At 65.3% G+C, this 22,270-nt stretch carries 22 protein-coding genes; 11 read left to right on the forward strand and 11 right to left on the reverse strand.

Translation table 11 applies throughout. From position 1 onward, the window contains the following. Nucleotides 1-408: 408 nt before the first annotated feature. Nucleotides 409-1,107, forward strand: coding sequence for a pirin family protein (locus DBO85_RS12600; protein ID WP_108107634.1), 699 nt, complete (start codon nucleotides 409-411; stop codon nucleotides 1,105-1,107). Nucleotides 1,108-1,151: 44 nt separating this feature from the next. Then, a complete protein-coding gene (locus DBO85_RS12605; RefSeq protein WP_108107635.1) occupies nucleotides 1,152-1,631 on the forward strand; it encodes a hypothetical protein in 480 nt (159 codons plus the stop codon). 48 nt (nucleotides 1,632-1,679) lie between these two features. Here the strand turns inward: DBO85_RS12605 and DBO85_RS12610 are convergent, their stop codons facing one another. The 6 genes from DBO85_RS12610 to DBO85_RS12635 all read right to left on the reverse strand — a co-directional run bounded on the left by DBO85_RS12610 (nucleotide 1,680) and on the right by DBO85_RS12635 (nucleotide 7,355). Next, entirely contained in the window at nucleotides 1,680-2,570 is an 891-nt protein-coding gene (locus DBO85_RS12610; RefSeq protein ID WP_108107636.1) for a crotonase/enoyl-CoA hydratase family protein, read from the reverse strand. A 34-nt stretch (nucleotides 2,571-2,604) separates the two neighbouring features. Continuing rightward, nucleotides 2,605-2,949 (reverse strand): YajD family HNH nuclease, encoded by a 345-nt coding sequence (locus DBO85_RS12615; protein ID WP_108107637.1) that lies wholly within the window; start codon nucleotides 2,947-2,949, stop codon nucleotides 2,605-2,607. Between the two features lie 147 nt (nucleotides 2,950-3,096). Continuing rightward, nucleotides 3,097-4,065, reverse strand: a complete 969-nt coding sequence (locus DBO85_RS12620) for a TIGR01777 family oxidoreductase (protein WP_108107638.1) — start codon at nucleotides 4,063-4,065, stop codon at nucleotides 3,097-3,099. Nucleotides 4,066-4,081: 16 nt separating this feature from the next. Beyond that, entirely contained in the window at nucleotides 4,082-4,798 is a 717-nt protein-coding gene (locus DBO85_RS12625) for a DUF2238 domain-containing protein (RefSeq protein WP_108107639.1), read from the reverse strand. 43 nt (nucleotides 4,799-4,841) lie between these two features. After that, nucleotides 4,842-5,279, reverse strand: a complete 438-nt coding sequence (locus tag DBO85_RS12630; RefSeq protein WP_108107640.1) for a hypothetical protein — start codon at nucleotides 5,277-5,279, stop codon at nucleotides 4,842-4,844. Between the two features lie 30 nt (nucleotides 5,280-5,309). Next, complete coding sequence (locus DBO85_RS12635) at nucleotides 5,310-7,355, reverse strand: S9 family peptidase (RefSeq protein ID WP_233356605.1); 2,046 nt, start codon at nucleotides 7,353-7,355, stop codon at nucleotides 5,310-5,312. Between the two features lie 115 nt (nucleotides 7,356-7,470). On the opposite strand from DBO85_RS12635, the gene DBO85_RS12640 reads away from it, so the two are divergent. The 4 genes from DBO85_RS12640 (at nucleotide 7,471) to DBO85_RS12655 (ending at nucleotide 9,832) form a co-directional block, all read left to right on the forward strand. Further along, nucleotides 7,471-7,944 (forward strand): MFS transporter, encoded by a 474-nt coding sequence (locus DBO85_RS12640; protein ID WP_108107642.1) that lies wholly within the window; start codon nucleotides 7,471-7,473, stop codon nucleotides 7,942-7,944. Nucleotides 7,945-8,081: 137 nt separating this feature from the next. Next, the gene (locus DBO85_RS12645) at nucleotides 8,082-8,537 is read left to right on the forward strand and encodes an HIT family protein (protein WP_108107643.1); all 456 of its coding nucleotides are present in this window, start codon (nucleotides 8,082-8,084) and stop codon (nucleotides 8,535-8,537) included. Then, nucleotides 8,530-9,309 carry a class II glutamine amidotransferase gene (locus DBO85_RS12650; protein ID WP_108107644.1) on the forward strand — a complete coding sequence of 260 codons (780 nt, stop codon included), beginning with the start codon at nucleotides 8,530-8,532 and terminating at the stop codon, nucleotides 9,307-9,309. The genes DBO85_RS12645 and DBO85_RS12650 overlap by 8 nt, the downstream gene beginning before the upstream one ends. Nucleotides 9,310-9,319: 10 nt before the next feature. Then, the gene (locus DBO85_RS12655) at nucleotides 9,320-9,832 is read left to right on the forward strand and encodes a DUF2937 family protein (protein WP_108107645.1); all 513 of its coding nucleotides are present in this window, start codon (nucleotides 9,320-9,322) and stop codon (nucleotides 9,830-9,832) included. Nucleotides 9,833-9,845: 13 nt separating this feature from the next. Here the strand turns inward: DBO85_RS12655 and DBO85_RS12660 are convergent, their stop codons facing one another. The 5 genes from DBO85_RS12660 to DBO85_RS12680 form a co-directional block, all read right to left on the reverse strand. Continuing rightward, nucleotides 9,846-10,769 carry a GGDEF domain-containing protein gene (locus tag DBO85_RS12660; RefSeq protein ID WP_407681470.1) on the reverse strand — a complete coding sequence of 308 codons (924 nt, stop codon included), beginning with the start codon at nucleotides 10,767-10,769 and terminating at the stop codon, nucleotides 9,846-9,848. Between the two features lie 211 nt (nucleotides 10,770-10,980). Beyond that, a complete protein-coding gene (locus DBO85_RS12665) occupies nucleotides 10,981-11,721 on the reverse strand; it encodes a YciK family oxidoreductase (RefSeq protein WP_108107647.1) in 741 nt (246 codons plus the stop codon). A gap of 95 nt (nucleotides 11,722-11,816) precedes the next feature. Continuing rightward, entirely contained in the window at nucleotides 11,817-12,488 is a 672-nt protein-coding gene (mupP, locus tag DBO85_RS12670; protein ID WP_108107648.1) for an N-acetylmuramic acid 6-phosphate phosphatase MupP, read from the reverse strand. Then, nucleotides 12,488-13,186 (reverse strand): bifunctional 2-polyprenyl-6-hydroxyphenol methylase/3-demethylubiquinol 3-O-methyltransferase UbiG, encoded by a 699-nt coding sequence (gene ubiG / locus DBO85_RS12675; RefSeq protein WP_108107649.1) that lies wholly within the window; start codon nucleotides 13,184-13,186, stop codon nucleotides 12,488-12,490. The genes mupP and ubiG overlap by 1 nt, the downstream gene beginning before the upstream one ends. Before the next feature lie 101 nt (nucleotides 13,187-13,287). Continuing rightward, the gene (locus DBO85_RS12680; protein ID WP_108107650.1) at nucleotides 13,288-14,619 is read right to left on the reverse strand and encodes a TRZ/ATZ family hydrolase; all 1,332 of its coding nucleotides are present in this window, start codon (nucleotides 14,617-14,619) and stop codon (nucleotides 13,288-13,290) included. A gap of 153 nt (nucleotides 14,620-14,772) precedes the next feature. On the opposite strand from DBO85_RS12680, the gene mtnA reads away from it, so the two are divergent. The 5 genes from mtnA (at nucleotide 14,773) to hisC (ending at nucleotide 22,266) form a co-directional block, all read left to right on the forward strand. Continuing rightward, entirely contained in the window at nucleotides 14,773-15,849 is a 1,077-nt protein-coding gene (gene mtnA, locus DBO85_RS12685) for an S-methyl-5-thioribose-1-phosphate isomerase (RefSeq protein WP_108107651.1), read from the forward strand. A gap of 124 nt (nucleotides 15,850-15,973) precedes the next feature. Next, complete coding sequence (gyrA, locus tag DBO85_RS12690) at nucleotides 15,974-18,757, forward strand: DNA gyrase subunit A (RefSeq protein WP_108107652.1); 2,784 nt, start codon at nucleotides 15,974-15,976, stop codon at nucleotides 18,755-18,757. A gap of 112 nt (nucleotides 18,758-18,869) precedes the next feature. Next, on the forward strand, nucleotides 18,870-19,955 hold the full coding sequence (serC, locus tag DBO85_RS12695) for a 3-phosphoserine/phosphohydroxythreonine transaminase (RefSeq protein WP_108107653.1): 1,086 nt from the start codon (nucleotides 18,870-18,872) through the stop codon (nucleotides 19,953-19,955). Next, nucleotides 19,955-21,052 (forward strand): prephenate dehydratase, encoded by a 1,098-nt coding sequence (gene pheA / locus DBO85_RS12700; RefSeq protein WP_108107654.1) that lies wholly within the window; start codon nucleotides 19,955-19,957, stop codon nucleotides 21,050-21,052. The genes serC and pheA overlap by 1 nt, the downstream gene beginning before the upstream one ends. A 104-nt stretch (nucleotides 21,053-21,156) precedes the next feature. Further along, nucleotides 21,157-22,266 carry a histidinol-phosphate transaminase gene (gene hisC, locus DBO85_RS12705; RefSeq protein ID WP_108107655.1) on the forward strand — a complete coding sequence of 370 codons (1,110 nt, stop codon included), beginning with the start codon at nucleotides 21,157-21,159 and terminating at the stop codon, nucleotides 22,264-22,266. The last annotated feature ends 4 nt before the right edge of the window (nucleotides 22,267-22,270 follow it).

Below are 22,270 nucleotides of genomic sequence, written 5' to 3' on the forward strand. Positions count from 1 at the left end.
GCGTCATCCACCCTACGAGTTGCGGGCGTGCCGAGCGGGCGGATCTTCGTGGGGTGGATGGTCGAAGACGTTCACCACGGCGGGGGTCTGGTGGATGAACAAGGCGTCATCCACCCTACGAATTACGGGCGTACCGAGCGGGTTGAGTTTCGTAGGGTGGATGGTCGAAGCCATCCACCACAGCGGGGTTCTGGTGGATGAACAAAGCGTCATCCACCCTACACGGCGTTCGGAAGCAAGGCGGTGAGAGAGAGGTCAGGCGACTCGCACTCTTACGAAATCAGATCCTTTCCTATCTATTTTAAAGATGGATTTAGGCAAATATTTGCGCTTTTTAATTCGATTGTTCGAATCGATCATGTTGTCATCCGGTCCGGCGTTCGGGCCCCGACTTCTACGGAGGTTCCCATGATCGAAGTACGTCCCTTGACTCAGCTCGGTGCAGCGAACCACGGCTGGCTCGACAGCCGCTTCCACTTTTCCTTTGCCGAGTATCACGACCCGCGCCGTCTGCACTGGGGCCGGTTGCGGGTGTGGAACGATGACCGCATCGCGCCGCACAGCGGCTTTCCCAGTCACCCGCACCGCGACATGGAAATCATCACCTATGTGCGCAAGGGAGCGATCACGCATCAGGACAGCCTCGGCAACGAAGGTCGTACCGTGGCGGGCGACGTCCAGGTTATGAGCGCCGGCACCGGCATCGTCCACAGCGAGTACAACCTCGAGGATGAAACAGCCGAGATCTTCCAGATCTGGATCATGCCGAACCAGTCCGGCCTGCCGCCGGCCTGGGGCAGCAAGCCGTTCCCTCGCGCGCAGCGCAACGGGCGCTTCGAAACCCTTGCCAGCGGCATGTCGGGTGATGGGGAGGCCTTGCCGATCCGCGCCGACGCGCGTCTGCTGGCGGCCACCCTGGCGCCGGGCCAGAGCGCCGAGTACCCACTTGCCACTCGGCGCAAGGCCTATCTGGTGGCTGCACGTGGCCGTATCGAGGTGAACGGCACTGTCGCCGCAGCGGGCGACGGAGTGGCTATTGTCGACGAGTCCGTGTTGCGCGTGGTGGCGCTGGAGGAGAGCGAGGTGGTGCTGGTGGACGTGGCCTGAAGACGGGCTAGGCTGGTTCTTCTGATCCCGGCAAGGAGGCTGCCATGTCCTACTACTTCTACAAGACGGTGCGTGATTACCACATCACCGGCAAGACCCTGTTCCTGCCCACCACCGGTATTGCCCGGGGCGGGCTGGACCCTGCCCTGCGCAACTCTGCTGGCGGCTGTACGGCCACGGCACAGGCAGCCACGGGTCGCCCGTTGAGCGAGGCGGACAATACCGGCGTGGGCCAGTGCCTGACTGGCAATCGTTCCTACGCCGAGGACTACGCCACGCAGGATAATCAGTGCCTGCTGCGAATCACCCTGGAGGACAGCGATCTCGACAAGTTGGTGGTCAGCGCAGCCAATCGCAGCCAGTTCAAGAGCATGCAGGAGGCGGTGGATGCGAGTGAATGCACGGCGATCGTGACCATTCCACCGAGCTGCATCGACTACCTGACCGAAGCGCGGAGCTGGCAGCCGATCAGCACCTTTCCGAACCCAAAACCCTGGAGAGGTGGCGGCGAGGAAGACTGGTGAGACCTGTGCTGGTGCTTCCGACGCCGGGCTTCCAGGGCCCGGCGCTGTTCACGCGCTGTCGCCGTTCAGCCACTGCTCGTAGAACGCCGGCATCTGCGAAGCCTTGCCACTGAACTGCGCGTCGCGCTTTTCGCGAAACGCAGCCACGCCTTCCTTGCCGTCGCCGACGCTGGTGTAGAACATCGCCAGCGAGTCGATCCGGTGCGCTTCCAGCGGATGTGGCTGGGCGCTGTTGCGATAGAGCATCTGCCGGGCGAAGGCGGTGGCCACTGGCGAGCGACCGGCGACCAGGCGGCGGGCGAACGTGCGGGCGTCATCGAGCAGGCTGTCGGCTGCGTGCACCGAGCGCACCAGGCCGCCGCGACGAGCTTCCTCGGCGTCGAATATGTCCCCGGTATAGACCCACTCCAGTGCCTGCTGCAGGCCGACGATGCGAGGCAGGAACCAGGACGAGCAGGCTTCCGGAACGATGCCCAGGCGGCCGAAGACGAAGCCGATGCGGGCCTTTTCCGAGGCCAGGCGAAAGTCCATCGCCAGGGTCATGGTCGCGCCGATGCCGACCGCGGCACCGTTGATCGCACCTACTACCGGCTTGCGGCAGGCATGGATCGCCAGGGTCACCCGGCCGCCGGTATCGCGCACCCCGTCGAAGATCGCCGGATCCTCGAGGCGCCCGTGCATGTCGTCGAGGGTCGGGGTCTGGCTCTCGTCGAGGCCGAATACGTTGCCCGGCCTGGACAGGTCCATGCCGGCGCAGAAGGCGCGGCCGGCGCCGGTCACCAGCACCACCCGCACCGCATCGTCGAGGCTGGCGCGCTCGAAGGCGTGCACCAGCTCGTTGGCCATCTCCACGGTGAAGGCGTTGAGCTGCTCGGGACGATTCAGGGTGAGGGTCAGCAGGCCGTCGTCCAGTTGCCAATCTATTGTTGTGTAGTGCATCGGCGGGTCTCTTCGGGTGGGCGAAAGGCGGAGGTCAGTCGTCGCTCTTCTTCAGCAGGCTGGCCAGATCGCCGAAGGCCTTGTAGGTGGTCTTCGGCGCCTGCGGGCTGGCGGTGGAGCCTTCGGCGAAGTACTGCTGGTCGGTGTAGCGCGAGTGTTCGTTGTCATGGCAGAACAGGCACAGCAGCTCCCAGTTGGAGCCGTCGGCCGGGTTGTTGTCGTGGTTGTGATCGCGGTGATGCACGGTCAGCTCGCTCAGGCGCTTGCCGGAGAACTCCCGGGCGCAGCGGCCGCAGACGTGCGGGTACATCTTCAGGGCTTTCTGACGGTAATCCTCTTCCGCCTTGGCGGAGAGGAAATGGCTGTTGCGGCTACTCATGGCGTGACCTTGCTGGGGCTCTGAGGGGTGATGACGAGTGAGGAGAATGAAACCATAGTTCGTCGGGCAGCAGGCATCTTAGAAACCTTTTCTATCGCGACGCTCGGCAAGGCGCGCCCTGGGCGGTGTGAAAGAATGCGCCGCTTCTTAAGTGTGCGGATTCCCAACAGTGCTCGTCAGGTCGATGAGTGCCTGTGCCAAGGTCGGGTAGCGAAACACATAACCATGCTGCAACAGCTTGTGCGGAACTACCCGCTGGCCGCTGAGCAGGATTTCGTCCGCCATCTCGCCGACCAATAGTCGCAGCAGCCACGCCGGAACCGGCAGCGGTAGGCACGGATGCGTGATCTGGCGCCTCAGCGCACGGCTGAATTCGGCCTGGGTGACCGGCTCGGGCGCGGTGAGATTGATGGCGCCCTGCAGCTGCGGCTGGCCCAGGGCGAAGGCGCAGATGTCCAGGACGTCCTGCAGGTGGATCCAGGGCAGCCACTGTCGGCCATTGCCCAGTTGCGTGGCGATGCCCCAGTCGAAAGGGCGGCGAAGTTCTGCCAATGGTCCGCCGTCGCGACCGAGGACCACGCCGATGCGCAGCAGACAGACACGCAGCCCCAGCGGCTCGAAAGCGCCGGCGCGCTCCTCCCAGCGGGCGCAGAGCTGGTGCGAGAAACAATCCCGAGCCGACGCGCCTTCATCCAGTGGCTGGTCCTGCTGGTGCCCGTAGTAGCCGACGGCCGAGGCGTTCAGCAGTACTTTGGGTTTGTGTTCCAGGCGTTGCACCAGTTGCAGCAGCTGATCGGTGACCTGCAGACGACTGCCGAGAAAGCGCGCCTTGCGTTCGGCGTTCCAGCGGCCCCCGGCCAGGGGCTCGCCAGCGAGGTTGATGATGCAGTCGATGTGCTCGTCGCAACCAAGTTGCTGCAGATCGCGGACGAACCTCGCTTGTCCCCACGCTTCCTTCGCTGGCGGCGGACCGCCACGGCTCAGGATCAGCAGATCGTGGCCGGCCAGGCCAAGTGCTGCGGCAAGCGGTCGACCGATGAAACCGGTGCCGCCGGTCATCAGGATGCGCAGCGTGTGCGAGGTGCCGTCGCGCAGGGCGATGGTCGTATCGGACATGGCTGTCACCGCCGCCTCACTCGCGCTCTTCGAGCAGCCGCTGGATCTCCACCTCGCCCAGCGGGCGGCGGCTCTTGATGCGCAGGCTGTCGCGCCACTCGCCGGCGAAATCCTTCTGGATGCGCATGTTCAGGAACAGGGTCAGGAGCATGGCGATGAGCGCGCCCATGCTCGCCAGCAGCATGTCCTTGTGCGCGTCCCAGACATCGCCTTGGGTGCCCAGGTAGGCGATGCCCAGATCGCCGCCGAACAGCTCGGCTGCGCCCCATTCGAACAACTCGAAGAGCATCGAGGTGGCCATCACCAGGTCGAGTGGGAAGAAGTAGCCCCAGAAGCCCTTGGCTTCGGCGATCCGGCAGTAGACCTCGCGTACCGGATAGGCCAGCAGCAGGCCGTAGGCGAAGTGCACGAAGCGATCGAAATGGTTGCGCTCCCAGCCCATGAAGGCGTTCAGGCTGAAATTGAAATGCCGGATCAGAAAGTCGTCGTAGGGGACCTCGGCATAGGTGTAGTGCGCGCCGACCTCGTGCAGGCAGAGGAAGACGAAGATCAGGCTATAGGAGACCTTCGACAGCGGGAAACTGCGTGCGCTGGTGGCCAGCGCGACGATGAATATCACCGCCAGCAGGTTTTCCAGCGCCCAGTCGGCACGGTCGTGGGGAGCGATGGCGAGCAGCACGAAGAGCAGGCCAAAGGGCACGGCGAGCAGTGCCAGGTAGCGTTGGGTGGACATGTCTCCTCCTTGAGTTCGAGTGGGTCGGTAGCGGCGCCGATGATCAGGCGTCGGTAGGCTGCGTTCCGATCTGCGGTTTCAGCAGGGCCAGCGGGATGACGATGGCCGAGGCCACGGCGGTGTTCAGATAAAGGTGGCTATACAACCCTGCCTGAGCCGATACCCAGCAGTCCGGACCCCACCACAGCAGCAGGCCCAGGTACAGGCCGGTCTTGATCCAGGCGTCGCCATGCCGGCGATAGAGTGCCAGCAGCAGGCAGTAGAACAGCGCCCAACTGGCCACCGTAGGACCGAACAGTTGCACCAGGTTCTTGATCAGTGCCTGCTGGGCCAGGCTCGGCGTCGCCTCGCCGGTACTGGCATAGAGCTCCTGGAAATAGGGCTCCATGGGCGGTAGCGCCCCGAACAGGGCCAGCACCAGGCCGAGCAGGATATGGCCGAAGCCGACCAGCAGCAGCCAGCGATAGATCAGGTTCTGCATGTTTTTCCTCCGTGAATATCAATGCGCCGTTCAGTGACGACCGAATACCTTGAGCAGGAAGGCATACTCCAGCGCCACGTCGTGCAGGGCCTGGTAGCGGCCGCTCATGCCGCCGTGGCCGGCAGCGAACTCGGTCTTGAGCAGCAGCAGGTGGTCATCGGTGCGAGTGGCGCGCAGCTTGGCCACCCACTTGGCGGCCTCCCAGTACTGCACGCGACTGTCGTGGTAGCCGGCCACCGCAAGGATTGCCGGGTAGGCCTGGGCGCGCACGTTCTCGTAGGGCGCGTAGGCCTTGATCCGTGCATGCACGTCCGGCTCCTGCGGATTGCCCCATTCGTCGTACTCGGTGACGGTGAGCGGCAGGTCGGGATCGAGCATGGTGTTGAGCACATCGACGAAGGGCACCTCGGCGATGGCGGCAGCGAACAGCTCCGGGCGCTGGTTGAGCACCGCGCCGATCAGCAGGCCGCCGGCGCTGCCGCCGCTGATGGCCAACTGCTCGGGACGGCTGTAGCCCTCGGCGATCAGGTGCTCGGCACAGGCGATGAAGTCGTCGAAGCTGTTCTGCTTGTGCGCAAGCTTGCCGGCGCGGTACCAGGCTTCGCCCAGCTCGCCACCGCCACGCACGTGGGCGATGGCGAAAACGAAGCCACGCTCGAGCAGGCTCAGGCGGGCATGCGAGAACCAGGGGTCGAGGCAGGCGCCATAGGCACCGTAGCCATACAGATAGAGCGGCGCAGGCAGCTCGCCGTCGAGCAGGTCGCGCCGCCCGACCAGACTGATCGGCACCTGGCTGCCGTCTGCCGCCGTGGCCCAGAGCCGCCGGCTCTCATAGGCATCGGCATCGAAGGGGCCTTCCACCGGGGTCTGTTTGAGCACCTGTTGCGCACCACTGGCCAGATCCAGCTGACGGACCTGTGCCGGGCGGTTGAGCGCCTCGTAGCGCAGGCGCACGACCTCGCTGGTGAACTCCAGGCTGTCCTGCACATGCAGGCTGTAGGCCGCGTCGGGCAGCTCGACCCGATAGCTCGCGGCGTTCTGCGGATGCACTTCGATCACCGGCAGGCCGCCGATGCGCAGACTCAGCAGCCAGGCATCGCGGTTGAGGGTCAGGTCCTCGATCATCACCGCCGGATCGTGCGCCACCAGCTCGCGCCAGTTGGGCCGTTCCGGGCTGGCTTCCGGCGCTGCATAGAGGGCGAAGTTGATGCCGCTCTGGTTGCTGCGCACCAGCCAGCTCCAGTCGCCGTCGAGCATGCCGTGGTCGATGTGATACTCGTGGTTCTCCTCGCGGGGGGCGACGCAGCGCAGCGGTTGCTGCGGATGGTCGGCGTCCAGCACCCAGGCCTCGCTGGTGGTCTTGCTGCCAAGGGCGATGATCAGCTTGCGCTCGGAGCTTGAGCGATAGCAGTGCAGGAAGAAGCGTCCATCCGGCTCATGGAAGACCTCCTGGGTGGCTTCGTCCCCGAGCACATGGCGCAGCAGACGATGCGGTCGATGGGTGTCGTCCAGTTCGCCGAAGAACAGCGTACGGCTGTCGTTGGCCCAGGTCATGCTGCCATCGCAGTCGTCGAAGGGCAGCTCGTTGAGGGCGCCGCTGTAGAGGTCCTTGACGTACAGGCGATAGATCTCGTCGCCGCTGGTATCCAGGCTGTAGGCCAGCAGGCTGTGGTCGGGGCTGACGCTGAAGGCGCCGAGCGAGAGAAAGCCGCCGCCAGCCAGCTCATTGGGATCGAGCAGCAGCTGTTCGGCGCTGTCGTCGATGTTCAGCGAGCCGTCGGCCGGGCGCGGGCAGCGGTAGTGACGCGGGTACTCGTCACCGGCCGTGGTGCGCTGGTAGTACAGCCAGGGCCCCCAGGGCGAGGGCAGCGACAGGTCGGTCTCGCGGATGCGGCCCTTGATCTCCAGGAACAGTTGCTCGCGCAAACCCGCCTGGTCGGCGAGGCTGGCTTCCAGGTAGGCGTTTTCCGCCTGCAGGTAGGCGAGCACTTCGTCGGCGTCGCGCTGTTGCAGCCATTGGTAGGGATCGCTGGCGGCATCGCGCCGGGCGATGGGCGCAGGGGGGAGGGAAGCCAAGGGGAATCTCCTGACGGGGCGGACGACAGGGGCGCCGGTCCGGGGAAAAGCCGCTATCATAAGCGCCCTTTTGCTGGCGCGGCGCGACTGTCGGCCAAGACTGCGGAATCGATCGATGAACGAACAAGAATACCTGCTCGCCTGGGGCGCCTATGCCGTGGCCGGGCTGGGCTGCCTACTGGTCTGGTGCCGCATGACCCGAGCGCTCTGGCGCTGGTTGCGCGAGCCATTGCGCGTGTTGGTAGCGGTACTGTTGTTCACCCCCACGCTGATCGATCCGGCACGCGAGCTGTTTGCCCCGGCTCTGGCCATCACCGCGCTGGATCTGGCCTTCAATGTCGGCGATCACGCCCTGCGCGCCCTGGCCGATCTGAGCATGTTCGCTGCCCTGGCGTTTGCCGCCTATCTGCTGTTCGCCCTGCTGCGCTGGCCGCTGGAGCGCTGGTGGCGGGGCCTGCGAGGGGAGCGCAATGCACAGACGACAGACGAGGCGGACGAGCCGACCTTGCGCGATCTGATGCAGCGCGGTCTCGAAGACGCCGAGCAGCGTCCGGCTGGCCAGGATCTGCGGATCGAACCGCGGCTCTGAGCCAGCGGCTGAGTACCTCTGCTCGGGCAGCCGGTTCAGCGGGCGAACGCGCAATTGCCGTCACGCTTTCAACGTCCCGGCTTGCGCCGACTGTCCCGGCGCTGCAGCATGGCCGCTTCCGTGAACGAGGAGAGCCCATGGACTGCGTGTTCTGCGCCATCGTCGAAGACCGCCTGCCGGCCCTGACGATCCACGAGGACAGCCACTTCCTGGTGTTGCTGGACATCTACCCGTTGCGTCCGGCGCACGTGCTGATCGTCAGCCGCGAGCACGCGCCTTACCTGCATGATCTTTCCTCCGCTGCGCGCGACCGGCTGCTGGTGCTGGCCGACGGCATCTGCCGGGTGATGCGCAGCGCCGGTCACGGCATCAGCGGGATCAATCTGCTGCTCAACGATGGCCCGGCGTCCAATCAGCACGTCCCGCATCTGCATCTGCATTTGATCCCGCGGCGCAAGGGCGATGTCCCGGCGCTGCTCTGGCGCATCCTCACGCGCTTCCTGCCGCTGGGTCGCAAGCGTCTGCAGGCGCGCATGGAGCGTGAGGCGCAGCTGCTGCGACAGAGCCTGCGCGAGGCTTTCGGCGGTGTGTGAACTGCTGGGCATGAGCGCCAACGTACCCACCGATATCGTCTTCAGCTTCAGCGGGCTGATGCAGCGCGGCGGGCGTACCGGTCCGCACCGCGATGGCTGGGGCGTGGGTTTCTATGAAGGGCGCGGCCTGCGTCTGTTCCAGGATCCGCAGGCCAGCGCGGAGTCCGAGGTGGCGGCGCTGGTGCAGCGCTATCCGATCAAGAGTCATACGGTCATCGGCCATGTTCGCCAGGCCAATGTCGGCAAGGTCTGCCTGGCCAATACCCACCCCTTCGTGCGCGAGCTGTGGGGGCGCAACTGGTGCTTCGCCCACAATGGTCAGCTGGCACAGGTTCCCCGGGCTGGCGCGCCGGCGTTCTACCGGCCGGTGGGTGATACCGACAGCGAGGCGGCCTTCTGCGAACTGCTCAATCGGCTGCGCAACCTGTTCCCCGAACCGGTCGAGCCGGAAGTGATGCTGCCGCTGCTGGTGGAGAGCTGCGCCGACTTTCGCCGGCAGGGCGTGTTCAACTGCCTGCTCAGCGATGGCGACTGGCTGTTTGCCTTCTGCTCCAGCAAGCTGGCGCGGATCACCCGGCGCGCGCCCTTTGGTCCGGCGACCCTCTGCGACATCGACCTGAGTGTGAACTTCGACTCGCAGACCGGGCCGGATGACGTGGTTACCGTCCTGGCCACCGAGCCGCTGACCGGCAATGAGGCCTGGACTCTGTTCGAGGCCGGCGACTGGAGTCTCTGGCGCCTGGGCGAATGCATCGCCCAGGGCCGGGCCTGAAGGAGAAGACATGTTCAGAAGCTATCTGCGCCTGGCGTTGTTCGCCGTCGGTCTGCTCGTCGGTGTGCAGGTTCCCGGCGCCATCGAGCAGTACGCGCAGCGGGTCGATGCGCATCGGATCGAGGCACAGCTGGCACTGGAGGGCTTTCGCACTACGGCGCGACAGTTCTTTGGCGGTGATCTGGATGCACTGGTGGCGCACTATCGCGCCAGCGACGATCCGGTGTTTCGCCGCGATGCCGACAGCCTGCAGGGGTTGATCGATCGGGCGCAATTGCTGCAGGCGGAGTGGCAGGCGATGCAGGGGCCCTGGTACGCACGGGCCCTGCATCTGGCCTTGCGTGCCGATCCGGAGCTGCGTGCCGAGGCGCTGGCCAGTTATCGCTACCAGGTGTTGCTCGATCCTGCGGCCATCGCCTGGGGTGTCTGTTCGGCGTTGCTGCTGGCCTGGCTGGTCGAAACCCTGCTGCTGGCGCTGTATCTGATGTTCCCGTCGACCCGGCAGCGCCGCCGCCCGGCCTGATCGGGAGCGCTGCTCAGCAGGCCATGCGCAGACGGTTGCGACCGCCGCGCTTGGCTTCCAGCAGGGCCATGTCGGCGCGCTGCTGCAGGCGATCGCCCGATTCCCCAGGCTGCAGGGTTGCGCAGCCGAGGCTGATCGACAGGCTCATCTGCTGACCCTCGCTGCTCAGTTGCAGATCGTGCACGGCCTGGCGCAGGCGTTCGCCAACCATGGCCGCCGCTTCGGTGCTGGTATTGGAGAGCAGCACGAGGAACTCCTCGCCGCCGTAGCGAAAGATCATGTCGATGTTGCGCAGCTGCGACTTGAGGGTCTGCGCCACGCTGCGCAGGGCCTCGTCGCCGGCGCTGTGGCCATGGACGTCGTTGATGCGCTTGAAGTGATCGACATCCAGCATCAGTACCGACAGCGGCAGCTGCGAGCGACGAGCGACCTCGATTTCGCGCTGCATCGACTGGTTCATGGCGATGCGGTTGCCGGTGCCGGTCAGGGGGTCACGCAGTGCGCTGCGCACGGCGTCGCGGTAGAGCAGGGCATTGCGCAGCGGAAACAGCAGGGCGGCGAGCAGCGATTCGAGCTGGGCCAGCTCGTCCTCGCTGAAGCGTTGAGTGCGGCGGAACACCAGCTCGCCCAGGTAGTCGTTCATGTGGTTGAGGCAGTAGCTCACCGAATGGCTGCCACGCTGGCCGAGGTCCAGGCGCAGGTCGCTGCCATTGTGCTGATAGGTCAGCGCGTCCAGCGGCACCAGGCGCTGAATCTCCTGGAAGAACAGAGTCATGATCCGTTCGACATCGAGACTGGTCTGCAGCAGCAGGGTCAGTTGCTGGCGCAGCTCGCCAAGGGTGATCGGCAACAACTGCGGCTCGCGCTTGCTGGTGTAGCCCAGGCGCTGCAGCTTGGCGGCATCGAAATCGATAGTGTTGCTGTGGGTGGTGAGCATGATCGTCCGGACCTCTGGCGCTAGGCGCTTGGATAGGGACGCTTGAGCTAGATTCGTGCCATCTCTGAAAAATAAATATTTTTCTTTATGAATCAGATGCTTGGCTTTTGGTGGTGCCGGCGAGCGGCAAGCATTTGCCGGTTTTGTGGCGGGTGCTGGCTGATTGATATTGCAGCTTGCCGCCCGCCGTCGGTTTTCCGGCGCGCAGGCGTCACTGGGCGTCCAGTGCCTGGCCGTTGACGCCCTTGCTGTCGGGGCCCATCAGATACAGATAGACCGGCATGATCGCTTCGGGCAGCGGATTGTTCTGCGGATCTTCCCCTGGGTAGGCATGGGCGCGCATGTCGGTGCGGGTTGCGCCCGGGTTAACGCTGTTGGCGCGCACTGGGCAGATGCCGTCGACCTCGTCGGCGAGCACCTGCATCAGGCCTTCGGTGGCGAACTTGGAGACGGCGTAGGCGCCCCAGTAGGCGCGGCCCTTGCGTCCGACGCTGCTCGAGGTAAAGACCACCGAGGCGTCCTGGGACAGCTTGAGTAGCGGCAGCAGGGTGCTGGTGAGCATGAACATGGCGTTCACGTTGACCTGCATGACGCGCATGAAATTGTCGCCGGACAGCTGCTCCAGCGGCGTGCGTGGCCCGAGGATGGAAGCGTTGTGCAGCAGGCCGTCGACGCGTCCGAAGGCATCCTCGATCATCGAGGCGAGCTCGTCGTACTGGTGCGGCAGCGCGGTCTCCAGGTTGAACGGGATCACTGCAGCCTGGGGGTGGCCGGCTGCCTCGATCTCGTCGTACACGCGGTTGAGGTTGGCCTCGCCCTTGCCCAGCAGCAGGACGGTTGCGCCATGCGCGGCAAAGGTCTTGGCAGCCGCGGCACCAATGCCGCGGCCGGCCCCGGTGACCATGATCACGCGGCCTGCGAGCAGGTCGGGACGGGCGCTGTAGTCGAACATGGATGGCTCCTTCGGAGAGCTATGGGCTTCAAGCGTCGGGCTTCAAGCGACAGCTATGCGTTCTGAAAAGGGTGGGATGTGGTTGCGTGAGCTGCCTAGCAGCCGCACAGAGCCTGGTCGAGCAGGGTGCGCAATTCGCGCGGGTCATCGACCACGACGTCGGCGCCCCAGTGGCGCGGGTTGTCGTCCGGATGGATATAGCCGTAGGTCACCGCGACCGTGCGACAGCCGGCGGCGCGGCCGGCCTCGATGTCGCGCAGATCGTCGCCGACGAACAGTGTGGCGCGCGGGTCCAGCTGCAACTGCTCGCAGGCCAGCAGGAGCATCTCCGGGTCCGGCTTGGCCTTGCTGACATGATCCGGGCAGACCAGGACCGAGCAGCGTTCGGCCAGTCCGAGCTCGCGCATCAGTGGCTCGGCAAAGCGCACCGGCTTGTTGGTCGCCACGCCCCAGCGCAGGTGCGCCGCCTCGATGTCGGCCAGGAGCTCGGGCATGCCGTCGAACAGCCGCGTATGCCGCGCGCAGCCTTGCTCGTAGCGTGCGAGGAAATCCAGGCGCAGGGCTTCGAAGGCATCCGAGAGTGGATCGACATCGAAGGCATTGACCACCATCGCTCGCGCGCCACCGGATACCACGTCGCGGATCTGCCGTTCGGGCAGTGCCGCCAGGCCCTGGTCGGCGCGCATCGCCTGCACCACGGCGACGAAATCCGGCGCGGTGTCGAGCAGGGTCCCGTCCATGTCGAAGAGTACGGCGCGCAGGCGCATCAGGCCTCCTTGAGTGTCTGGATCATGTAGTTGACGTCGACATCCGCCTCAAGCTTGTAGTGCTTGGTCAGCGGGTTGTAGGTCAGGCCGATGATGTCGCGCACTTCAAGGCCTGCCGCGCGCGACCAGGCCCCCAGCTCGGAGGGGCGAATGAATTTCTTGAAATCGTGGGTGCCGCGCGGCAGCAGGCGCAGCAGGTACTCGGCACCGACGATGGCAAACAGGTAGGCCTTGGGGTTGCGGTTGATGGTCGAGAAGAACACCTGGCCGCCGGGCTTGACCAGGGTCTGGCAGGCGCGGATGACCGAGGCGGGGTCGGGCACGTGTTCGAGCATCTCCAGGCAGGTGACCACGTCGAACTGGCCGGGCATTTCCTCGGCCAGTGCTTCGGCGGTGATCTGCCGGTAATCGACCTGTACCCCGGATTCCAGCTGATGCAGGCGGGCCACGGCCAGCGGCGCCTCGCCCATGTCGATGCCGGTGACGTCGGCGCCGCGCAGGGCCATGGCTTCGCTGAGGATGCCGCCGCCGCAGCCGACGTCGAGAACCTTCTTGCCGGCCAGAGGGATGCGCTCGTCGATCCAGTTGACCCGCAGCGGATTGATGTCGTGCAGCGGCTTGAACTCGCTTTCGCGATCCCACCAGCGGTGGGCGAGGGCCTCGAATTTGGCGATTTCGGCGTGATCGACGTTGCTCATGGGCATGTCCGTTGGCAAGGCAGGAAGGCTTGGGCCGGCTATCTTGCCAGCTTTTTCAGCAGTTTTGGACGCGACGGGCGCGGCGGGCTGCCGCAGCGCGCTCAGCGTCCGCCGGCGATGCGCTCGCCCCAGGCCCGGGCGCGCTCGCCCAGCGCCTGGGTGTCGATGCGGGTCAGGCGGCGGTCGTCGAGCAGTTGCTTGCCGCCGACCCACAGGTGCCGCACGCAGTCGCGACCACAGGCGTAGATCAGCTGCGATACAGGGTCATAGACCGGCTGCAGGCTCAGGGCCGAGAGATCGAAGGCCACCAGGTCGGCGAACTTGCCGATCTCCAGCGAGCCGCAGTCGGCCTCGATGCCCAGCGCGCGGGCGCCGTTGAGGGTCGCCATGCGCAGCGCCCGGTGTGCGTCCAGCGCGGTGGCGGAACCAGCGACGGCCTTGGCCAGCAGGGCGGCGGTGCGGGTTTCCCCGAGCAGGTCGAGATCGTTATTGCTGGCGGCGCCATCGGTGCCGATGGCGACGTTGACGCCGGCCTCCCAGAGGCGCTCGACCGGGCAGAAGCCGCTGGCCAGCTTGAGGTTGGACTCGGGGCAGTGGATCACGCTGCTGTTGCTCTCCACCAGCAGGGCCAGATCGTCATCGCTGATCTGGGTCATGTGCACGGCCTGGAAGCGCGGGCCGAGCAGGCCGAGGCGGGCGAGCCGGGCCAGTGGCCGTTCACCGAGTTGCTGGATCGACTGTTCCACCTCGAAGGCGGTCTCGTGGACGTGCATGTGGATGCCGGCATCCAGCTCCTCGGCCAGCATCAGCACCTCGGTCAGACGCTCGTCGCCGACCGTGTAGGGCGCGTGGGGGCCGAATGCGACCTTGATCCGCGGGTGGTGTTTCAGATCATCGAACAGCTGCAGGCCGTGACGCAGTGCCTCGGCGGAGTCCAGCGCGCCGGGCACGGGGAAATCGAGAATGGGCACGGTGATCTGCGCGCGCATGCCGCTGCGGTGCATGACTTCGCTGGCTACATGCGGGAAGAAGTACATGTCCGAGCAGGCGCTGATGCCGTTCATGATCTGCTCGGCGACCGCCAGTTCGGTCCCGTCGCGGATGAAGTCCTCGTTCACCCAGCGCGCCTCGGCGGGCCAGATGTGCTGCTCCAGCCAGGTCATCAGCGGCAGATCGTCGGCCAGGCCGCGGAACAGGGTCATGGCGGCATGGCCATGGGCATTCACCAGGCCCGGCGCCAGCAGCATGTTCGGCAACTCGCGGGTTTCCGTGGCGGGGTGGCGCAACGCCTGCTCGCGCGGGGCGATCAGCACGATGCGGCCGTCACGCACGCCCAGGCCATGGTCGCGCAGGATCACGCCGGCCGGTTCGACCGGCACCAGCCAGGTCGGCAGAAGAAGAAGGTCGAGCGGCGCGGCGGGCTTGGCGTGCATGGAGGACTGTCGAAAATGGTCTGGGGCGGGCAGTGTAAGGCGGCTGCGGCGCAGTTTGAAGCCGCGTCGTGACGCGTCGGTCAGACTGAGCCCGGTCGCTGGCGGTTGCACGTATAATGCCGCGCTTTTTCGATGTGAAGTTCGAGGTAAGAGATGCGTGAACGATTGCTGGCGGCGGAAAAGGTCACTGCCATTCGCTGGACGGGTGACGCGCTGCAGCTGCTCGATCAACGCCTGCTGCCGTTGCAGGAGACCTGGCTGAACTACGACAGCGCCGCCGGGGTGGCGGGTGCGATCCGCGACATGGTGGTGCGCGGCGCGCCGGCGATCGGGATCGCGGCCGCCTACGGGCTGGTGCTGGGTCTGCGCGTACGTCTGGCCGAAGGCGCCGACTGGCGCGCGGCGCTGGAGCAGGACTATGCGCTGCTGGCGGACTCGCGGCCGACCGCGGTGAATCTGTTCTGGGCGCTGAACCGCATGATCGATCGTCTGGATCGGCTGCGCCCCGATGAGCCGGTGCTGGCGAGCATGGTCGCCGAAGCCGAGGCGATCCATCAGAGCGATCGCGAGGCCAACCTGACCATGGCCCAGTTCGGTGTCGACCTGATCCGCAAGCATCTCGATCGCCCGCAGAGCCTGCTGACCCACTGCAATACCGGGGCGCTGGCGACCGGCGGCTTCGGCACCGCGCTGGGGGTGATTCGCGGCGCCTATCTGGAAGGGCTTGTGGAGCAGGTGTATGCCGATGAAACCCGGCCCTGGCTGCAGGGTTCGCGTCTGACCGCCTGGGAGCTGGCTGGCGAAGGGATTCCGGTAAAGCTCAACGCGGACTCGGCTGCCGCGCATCTGATGAAGACCTGTGGCGTCACCTGGGTGGTCGTCGGTGCCGACCGCATCACCGCCAACGGCGATGTGGCGAACAAGATCGGCACCTATCAGCTGGCGGTCCTGGCCATGCACCATGGCGTGCGCTTCATGGTGGTGGCGCCCAGTTCGACCATCGACATGAGCCTCGAGGATGGTGACCAGATTCCGATCGAGGAACGTGCCGGCAGCGAGCTGCTGGAAGTGAATGGCCAGCGCTTCGCTGCGGACGTGGAGGCGGTAAACCCGGTCTTCGACGTCACCCCGGCGGACCTGATTGACGCCATCGTCACCGAGAAAGGGGTGGTCGAGCGGCCCAATGCCGAGAAGATGGCGGCTCTGATGAGTCGCAAACGTCTGCATTGAGCCGTTCCCGCCGCGCTGCGCAGCCGCCTGCGGATGCGCTTGCCGCTAGAGGCTTGCGCGTGCGCCTTGTGATACCATCCCGCGCTTAATTGCTGGACCACGGACAATAAGGAACCTGGCTTCCATGGGCGAACTGGCCAAAGAAATCCTCCCAGTCAACATCGAAGACGAGCTGAAGCAGTCCTATCTCGACTACGCCATGAGCGTGATCGTCGGACGAGCCCTGCCGGACGCGCGTGATGGCCTGAAGCCTGTACACCGGCGCGTGCTGTTCGCCATGAGCGAGCTGGGCAACGACTGGAACAAGCCCTACAAGAAATCCGCCCGTGTGGTCGGTGACGTCATCGGTAAATACCACCCGCACGGCGATACCGCGGTGTACGACACCATCGTGCGCATGGCACAGCCGTTCTCGCTGCGCTACCTGCTGGTGGACGGCCAGGGCAACTTCGGCTCGGTCGACGGCGACAACGCCGCGGCCATGCGATACACCGAAGTGCGCATGACCAAGCTGGCCCACGAGCTGCTGGCCGACCTGCACAAGGAAACCGTCGACTGGGTGCCCAACTACGACGGCACCGAGCAGATCCCGGCGGTCATGCCGACCCGTGTTCCGAACCTGCTGGTCAACGGTTCCAGCGGCATCGCCGTGGGCATGGCGACCAACATCCCGCCGCACAACCTCACCGAGGTGATCAACGGCTGCCTGGCGCTGATCGAGAACCCCGAGCTGACCGTCGATGAGCTGATGCAGTACATCCCCGGCCCGGACTTCCCGACCGCGGGCATCATCAACGGCCGTGCCGGCATCATCGAGGCCTACCGTACCGGTCGTGGGCGCATCTATATCCGTGCCCGCGCCGAGGTCGAGGACATCGACAAGGTCGGCGGTCGCCAGCAGATCGTCATCACCGAGCTGCCCTACCAGCTGAACAAGGCGCGGTTGATTGAGAAGATCGCCGAGCTGGTCAAGGAGAAGAAGCTCGAAGGCATCACCGAGCTGCGCGACGAGTCAGACAAGGACGGCATGCGCGTGGTCATCGAGCTGCGTCGCGGCGAAGTGCCGGAGGTGATCCTCAACAACCTTTACGCGCAGACCCAGATGCAGAGCGTGTTCGGCATCAACGTGGTGGCCCTGATCGACGGCCAGCCCAAGGTGCTCAACCTCAAGGACATGCTCGAGGCCTTCATCCTGCACCGCCGCGAGGTGGTTACCCGCAGGACGGTGTTCGAGCTGCGCAAGGCGCGCGAGCGCGGCCATATTCTCGAAGGTCAGGCTGTTGCGCTGTCCAACATCGATCCGGTGATTGCGCTGATCAAGGCCTCGCCGAGCCCGGCCGAGGCGCGCGAAGCGCTGATTGCCACCGCCTGGGAATCCAGCGCAGTGGAGGCCATGGTCGAGCGCGCCGGTGCCGACGTCTGCCGCCCGGAGGATCTCGATCCGCAATACGGCCTGCGCGATGGCAAGTACTACCTTTCGCCCGAACAGGCGCAGGCGATCCTCGAGCTGCGTCTGCACCGCCTGACCGGCCTGGAGCACGAGAAGCTGCTGGCCGAGTACCAGGAAATTCTGCTGCAGATCGGCGAGCTGATCCGCATCCTGACCAGCGCCACGCGCTTGATGGAAGTCATCTGCGAGGAGCTGGAGGCGGTCAAGGCCGAGTTCGGCGACAAGCGTCGCACCGAGATCGTCGCCTCCCAGGTCGATCTGACCATCGCCGATCTGATCACCGAAGAAGAACGCGTCGTCACCATCTCCCATGGCGGCTACGCCAAGAGTCAGCCACTGGCGGCCTATCAGGCACAGCGCCGTGGTGGTCGCGGCAAGTCGGCTACCGGCGTCAAGGACGAGGACTACATCGAGCATCTGCTGGTTGCCAACAGCCACGCGACCCTGCTGCTGTTCTCCAGCAAGGGCAAGGTCTACTGGCTGCGCACCTTCGAGATTCCGGAAGCATCGCGCACTGCTCGCGGTCGTCCGCTGGTGAACCTGCTACCGCTGGACGAGGGCGAGCGGATCACTGCGATGCTGCAGATCGACCTCGAGGCGCTGCAGCAGAGCGGCGGTGCCGATGACGAGCTGGAGGAGAGCGAAGGCAGCATCATCGAGGGTGAAGTGGTCGAGACAGACGTCGTCGCGGAGTCTGCCGAGGACGGCAGCACCGAGCTGGCCGCCGACGAGCCGACCGGCGCCTACATCTTCATGGCTACCGCCTTCGGTACCGTCAAGAAGACCCCGCTGGTGCAGTTCAGCAAGCCGCGTAGCACCGGTCTGATCGCCTTGCGTCTGGATGAGGGCGACACCCTGATCGCCGCCGCCATTACCGACGGGGCCAAGGAAGTGATGCTGTTCTCCGACGCCGGCAAGGTCATCCGCTTCAAGGAAAAACACGTTCGCACCATGGGCCGGACCGCCCGCGGCGTGCGTGGCATGCGCCTGGCCGAAAGTCAGCGGATCATCTCCATGCTGATCCCCGAGGCCGGTGCGCAGATCCTCACCGCCTCTGCTCGGGGTTACGGCAAGCGCACCGCACTGCCCGAGTTCCCGCGGCGCGGTCGTGGCGGCCAGGGCGTGATTGCCATGGTCACCAACGAGCGCAACGGCGCACTGGTCGGTGCCATCCAGGTCCAGGAAGGCGAAGAGATCATGCTGATCTCCGATCAGGGCACCCTGGTCCGCACCCGTGTCGACGAAGTGTCCAGCCTGAGCCGCAACACCCAGGGCGTGACCCTGATCAAGCTGGCCAGTGACGAGACACTGGTGGGGCTGGAGCGGGTGCAGGAGCCTTCGGTCGAGGATGACGACGAGTCGCTGGTAGTCGAAGAAGGCGTTGATCCGGTAGCCGCCGAGGCGGATACCGAACCGGGCGCCGAGGATACCGACGCCGTGGAAGGCAGCGAGGAGTAACCGGAGGCACGGGCGCATCCTCGATGCGTCCGTGCGGTTTCGCCGATCCGCACAGTGCAAGCACGCCATCGCCAGGGGGCGAGGGCGCTCAGTGATACGAGAGAGTTCAGACGTGAGCAAACGAGCCCATAACTTCTGCGCCGGCCCGGCCGCGCTTCCCACCGCGGTTCTGCAGCGCGCCCAGGCGGAAATGCTCGACTGGCAGGGTCGGGGTCTGTCGGTGATGGAGATGAGCCATCGCAGCGACGACTACGTGGCGATCGCCGAGAAGGCCGAGCAGGATCTGCGTGATCTGCTGCTGGTGCCGTCGGACTACAAGGTGCTGTTCCTGCAGGGCGGTGCCAGCCAGCAGTTCGCCGAGATTCCGCTGAACCTGCTGCCCGAGGGTGGCGTGGCCGACTATGTCGATACCGGCATCTGGTCGAAGAAGGCGATCGAGGAGGCGAGCCGCTACGGCAACATCAATGTCGCTGCCAGCGCCAAGGCTTACGACTACTTTGCGATCCCCGGGCAGAACGAGTGGCAGCTGTCGAAAGACGCAGCCTATCTGCACTACGCCAGTAACGAGACCATCGGTGGCCTGCAGTTCGACTGGATCCCGGAGCTGGGTGACGTGCCCCTGGTGGCCGACATGTCCTCGGACATCCTCTCGCGCAGTCTCGATGTCTCCCGCTATGGCCTGATCTACGCTGGCGCGCAGAAGAATATCGGCCCCAGCGGCCTGGTCGTGGTGATCGTTCGCGAAGACCTGCTTGGGCGTGCCCGCTCCAGCTGCCCGACGATGCTCAACTACCAGATCGCCGCCGACAACGGCTCGATGTACAACACTCCCGCGACCTATTCCTGGTACCTGTCCGGCCTGGTCTTCGAGTGGCTCAAGGAGCAGGGCGGCGTCGAGGCGATGGAGCAGCGCAACAAGGCCAAGAAGGACCTGCTTTACGCCGCCATCGACGGCAGCGATTTCTACAGCAATCCGATCGCCAGCAATGCGCGCTCGTGGATGAACGTGCCCTTCCGCCTGGCCGACGAAAAGCTCGACAAGGCCTTCCTCGCCGGCGCCGATGCGCGCGGCCTGCTCAATCTCAAGGGCCATCGTTCGGTCGGCGGCATGCGCGCCTCGATCTACAACGCCACCGGCCTGGATGCGGTCGAGGCGCTGGTCGCCTACATGGCCGAATTCGAGAAGGAGCACGGTTGATGACCGACGCCGATCAGCTCAAGGCGCTGCGCGTTCGCATCGACAGCCTCGACGAGAAGATCCTCGAGCTGATCAGTGATCGTGCGCGCTGTGCCCAGGAGGTTGCCAGGGTCAAGATGGCCTCGCTGGCTGAGGGCGAGAAGCCGGTTTTCTATCGACCGGAACGTGAAGCCTGGGTGCTCAAGCACATCATGGAGCTGAACAAGGGGCCGCTGGACAACGAGGAAGTCGCGCGACTGTTCCGCGAGATCATGTCCTCGTGCCTGGCACTGGAGCAGCCGCTGCGGGTTGCCTATCTGGGGCCGGAAGGCACCTTCAGTCAGGCCGCGGCGCTCAAGCACTTCGGTCATGCGGTGATCAGCCAGCCGATGGCGGCAATCGACGAGGTATTTCGCGAGGTGGTGGCTGGCGCGGTGAACTTCGGCGTGGTGCCGGTGGAGAATTCTACCGAGGGCGCGGTCAATCACACCCTGGACAGCTTCCTCGAGCACGACATCGTGATTTGTGGCGAGGTCGAGCTGCGCATCCATCACCACCTGCTGGTAGGCGAGACCACCAAGACCGATCGCATCACCCGCATCTATTCCCATGCCCAGTCGCTGGCGCAGTGCCGCAAGTGGCTGGATGCGAACTTCCCCAACGTCGAGCGCGTGGCGGTCTCCAGCAACGCCGATGCGGCCAGGCGGGTCAAGAGCGAGTGGAACAGCGCGGCGATTGCCGGCGACATGGCGGCCCAGCTCTACGGCCTGACCAGGATTGCCGAGAAGATCGAGGATCGCCCGGACAACTCCACGCGCTTTCTCATCATCGGCAGCCAGGAAGTGCCACCGACCGGCGACGACAAGACTTCCGTGATCGTCTCCATGCGCAACAAGCCCGGTGCCCTGCACGAGCTGCTGATGCCCTTCCATGCCAACGGCATCGACCTGACACGCATCGAGACCCGACCCTCGCGCAGCGGCAAGTGGACCTACGTCTTCTTCATCGACTTCGTCGGCCACCACAAGGATCCGCTGATCAAGGACGTGCTCGAGAAGATCAACAACGAGGCCGTGGCGCTGAAGGTGCTGGGCTCTTATCCGAAGGCCGTACTCTAAGAAGCAGCTGGAAGTGGGAGGCTGGAAGCTGGAAGCGGGGCAGTGCGGACTGCCGAGAGCTTCAAGCGCCAAACTTCAGGCTTTCAGCTTCAGCGGGGCTGAACATGAGTTGTGATTTCCTCGCCCTGGCCGTGCCGGGCGTACAGAAGCTGTCGCCCTACGTGCCGGGCAAACCGGTAGACGAGCTGGCCCGCGAGCTGGGGCTCGACCCGCAAGGCATCGTCAAGCTGGCGAGCAACGAGAATCCGCTGGGGCCTTCGCCAAAAGCCCTTGACGCCATTCGAGCCGAGCTCGGCGAGATCACCCGCTACCCCGATGGCAGCGGCTTTCGTCTGAAGGCGAAGCTGGCCGAGCGCTTTGGCCTGCAGAGCACGCAGATCACCCTGGGTAACGGCTCCAACGACATTCTCGACCTGGTCGCGCGGGCCTGGCTGGCGCCGGGGCGCAACGCGGTGTTCAGCCAGTACGCCTTCGCCGTCTATCCGATCTCGACCCAGGCGGTGGGTGCCGAGGGGCGGGTGGTGCCGGCCAGGAACTACGCGCATGACCTTGAGGCGATGCTTGCTGCGATTGATGAAAACACCCGCGTGGTATTCATCGCCAATCCGAACAATCCGACCGGTACCTGGTTCGGTCCGGCTGCGCTGGAGTCCTTCCTCGATCGCGTGCCGCAGGACGTGCTGGTGGTACTGGACGAGGCCTACATCGAGTTCACCGAGCCGGGTGAGCTGCCCAACGGTCTGGACTATGTGGCGCGCTATCCGAACCTGCTGGTCTCGCGCACGCTGTGCAAGGCCTATGGCCTGGCCGGTCTGCGGGTCGGTTACGCAGTGTCCTCGCCACAGATCGCCGATGTGCTCAATCGCGTGCGCCAGCCATTCAACGTCAACAGCCTTGCGCTGGTGGCCGCCTGTGCGGCGCTGGACGACACCGATTATCTGGAGGCGGGCCGTCAGCTCAACCGCGCCGGCATGGCTCAGCTTGAAGCCGGCCTGGCGGCACTGGATCTGCACTGGATTCCTTCGCGCGGAAATTTCCTTGCGGTGGATTTCGCTCGGGACGCGGCGCCGGTCAACCAGGGGCTACTGCAGCGCGGCGTGATCGTGCGACCGATCGCAGGTTACGGCATGCCGAATTTCCTGCGGGTTTCCATCGGCACCGAAGCGGAAAATGCACGTTTCCTCGAGGCGCTGGCGCAGGTGCTGCGTGGCTGACGTC

Source organism: Pseudomonas mangrovi (assembly GCF_003052585.1).
Taxonomy (GTDB): domain Bacteria; phylum Pseudomonadota; class Gammaproteobacteria; order Pseudomonadales; family Pseudomonadaceae; genus Aquipseudomonas; species Aquipseudomonas mangrovi.

Coding starts and splice junctions, on each gene's coding strand:
- mupP (WP_108107648.1), bottom strand. CDS start 12,488: ATGCGCCTGCGCGCCGTACTCTTCGACATGGACGGGACCCTGCTCGAC.
- ubiG (WP_108107649.1), bottom strand. CDS start 13,186: ATGAGCAACGTCGATCACGCCGAAATCGCCAAATTCGAGGCCCTCGCC.
- DBO85_RS12680 (WP_108107650.1), bottom strand. CDS start 14,619: ATGCACGCCAAGCCCGCCGCGCCGCTCGACCTTCTTCTTCTGCCGACC.
- gyrA (WP_108107652.1), top strand. CDS start 15,974: ATGGGCGAACTGGCCAAAGAAATCCTCCCAGTCAACATCGAAGACGAG.
- pheA (WP_108107654.1), top strand. CDS start 19,955: ATGACCGACGCCGATCAGCTCAAGGCGCTGCGCGTTCGCATCGACAGC.
- DBO85_RS12640 (WP_108107642.1), top strand. CDS start 7,471: ATGAACGAACAAGAATACCTGCTCGCCTGGGGCGCCTATGCCGTGGCC.
- DBO85_RS12625 (WP_108107639.1), bottom strand. CDS start 4,798: ATGTCCACCCAACGCTACCTGGCACTGCTCGCCGTGCCCTTTGGCCTG.
- DBO85_RS12660 (WP_407681470.1), bottom strand. CDS start 10,769: ATGCTCACCACCCACAGCAACACTATCGATTTCGATGCCGCCAAGCTG.
- DBO85_RS12630 (WP_108107640.1), bottom strand. CDS start 5,279: ATGCAGAACCTGATCTATCGCTGGCTGCTGCTGGTCGGCTTCGGCCAT.
- DBO85_RS12610 (WP_108107636.1), bottom strand. CDS start 2,570: ATGCACTACACAACAATAGATTGGCAACTGGACGACGGCCTGCTGACC.
- DBO85_RS12600 (WP_108107634.1), top strand. CDS start 409: ATGATCGAAGTACGTCCCTTGACTCAGCTCGGTGCAGCGAACCACGGC.
- DBO85_RS12645 (WP_108107643.1), top strand. CDS start 8,082: ATGGACTGCGTGTTCTGCGCCATCGTCGAAGACCGCCTGCCGGCCCTG.
- DBO85_RS12655 (WP_108107645.1), top strand. CDS start 9,320: ATGTTCAGAAGCTATCTGCGCCTGGCGTTGTTCGCCGTCGGTCTGCTC.
- hisC (WP_108107655.1), top strand. CDS start 21,157: ATGAGTTGTGATTTCCTCGCCCTGGCCGTGCCGGGCGTACAGAAGCTG.
- DBO85_RS12615 (WP_108107637.1), bottom strand. CDS start 2,949: ATGAGTAGCCGCAACAGCCATTTCCTCTCCGCCAAGGCGGAAGAGGAT.
- DBO85_RS12605 (WP_108107635.1), top strand. CDS start 1,152: ATGTCCTACTACTTCTACAAGACGGTGCGTGATTACCACATCACCGGC.
- DBO85_RS12665 (WP_108107647.1), bottom strand. CDS start 11,721: ATGTTCGACTACAGCGCCCGTCCCGACCTGCTCGCAGGCCGCGTGATC.
- DBO85_RS12620 (WP_108107638.1), bottom strand. CDS start 4,065: ATGTCCGATACGACCATCGCCCTGCGCGACGGCACCTCGCACACGCTG.
- mtnA (WP_108107651.1), top strand. CDS start 14,773: ATGCGTGAACGATTGCTGGCGGCGGAAAAGGTCACTGCCATTCGCTGG.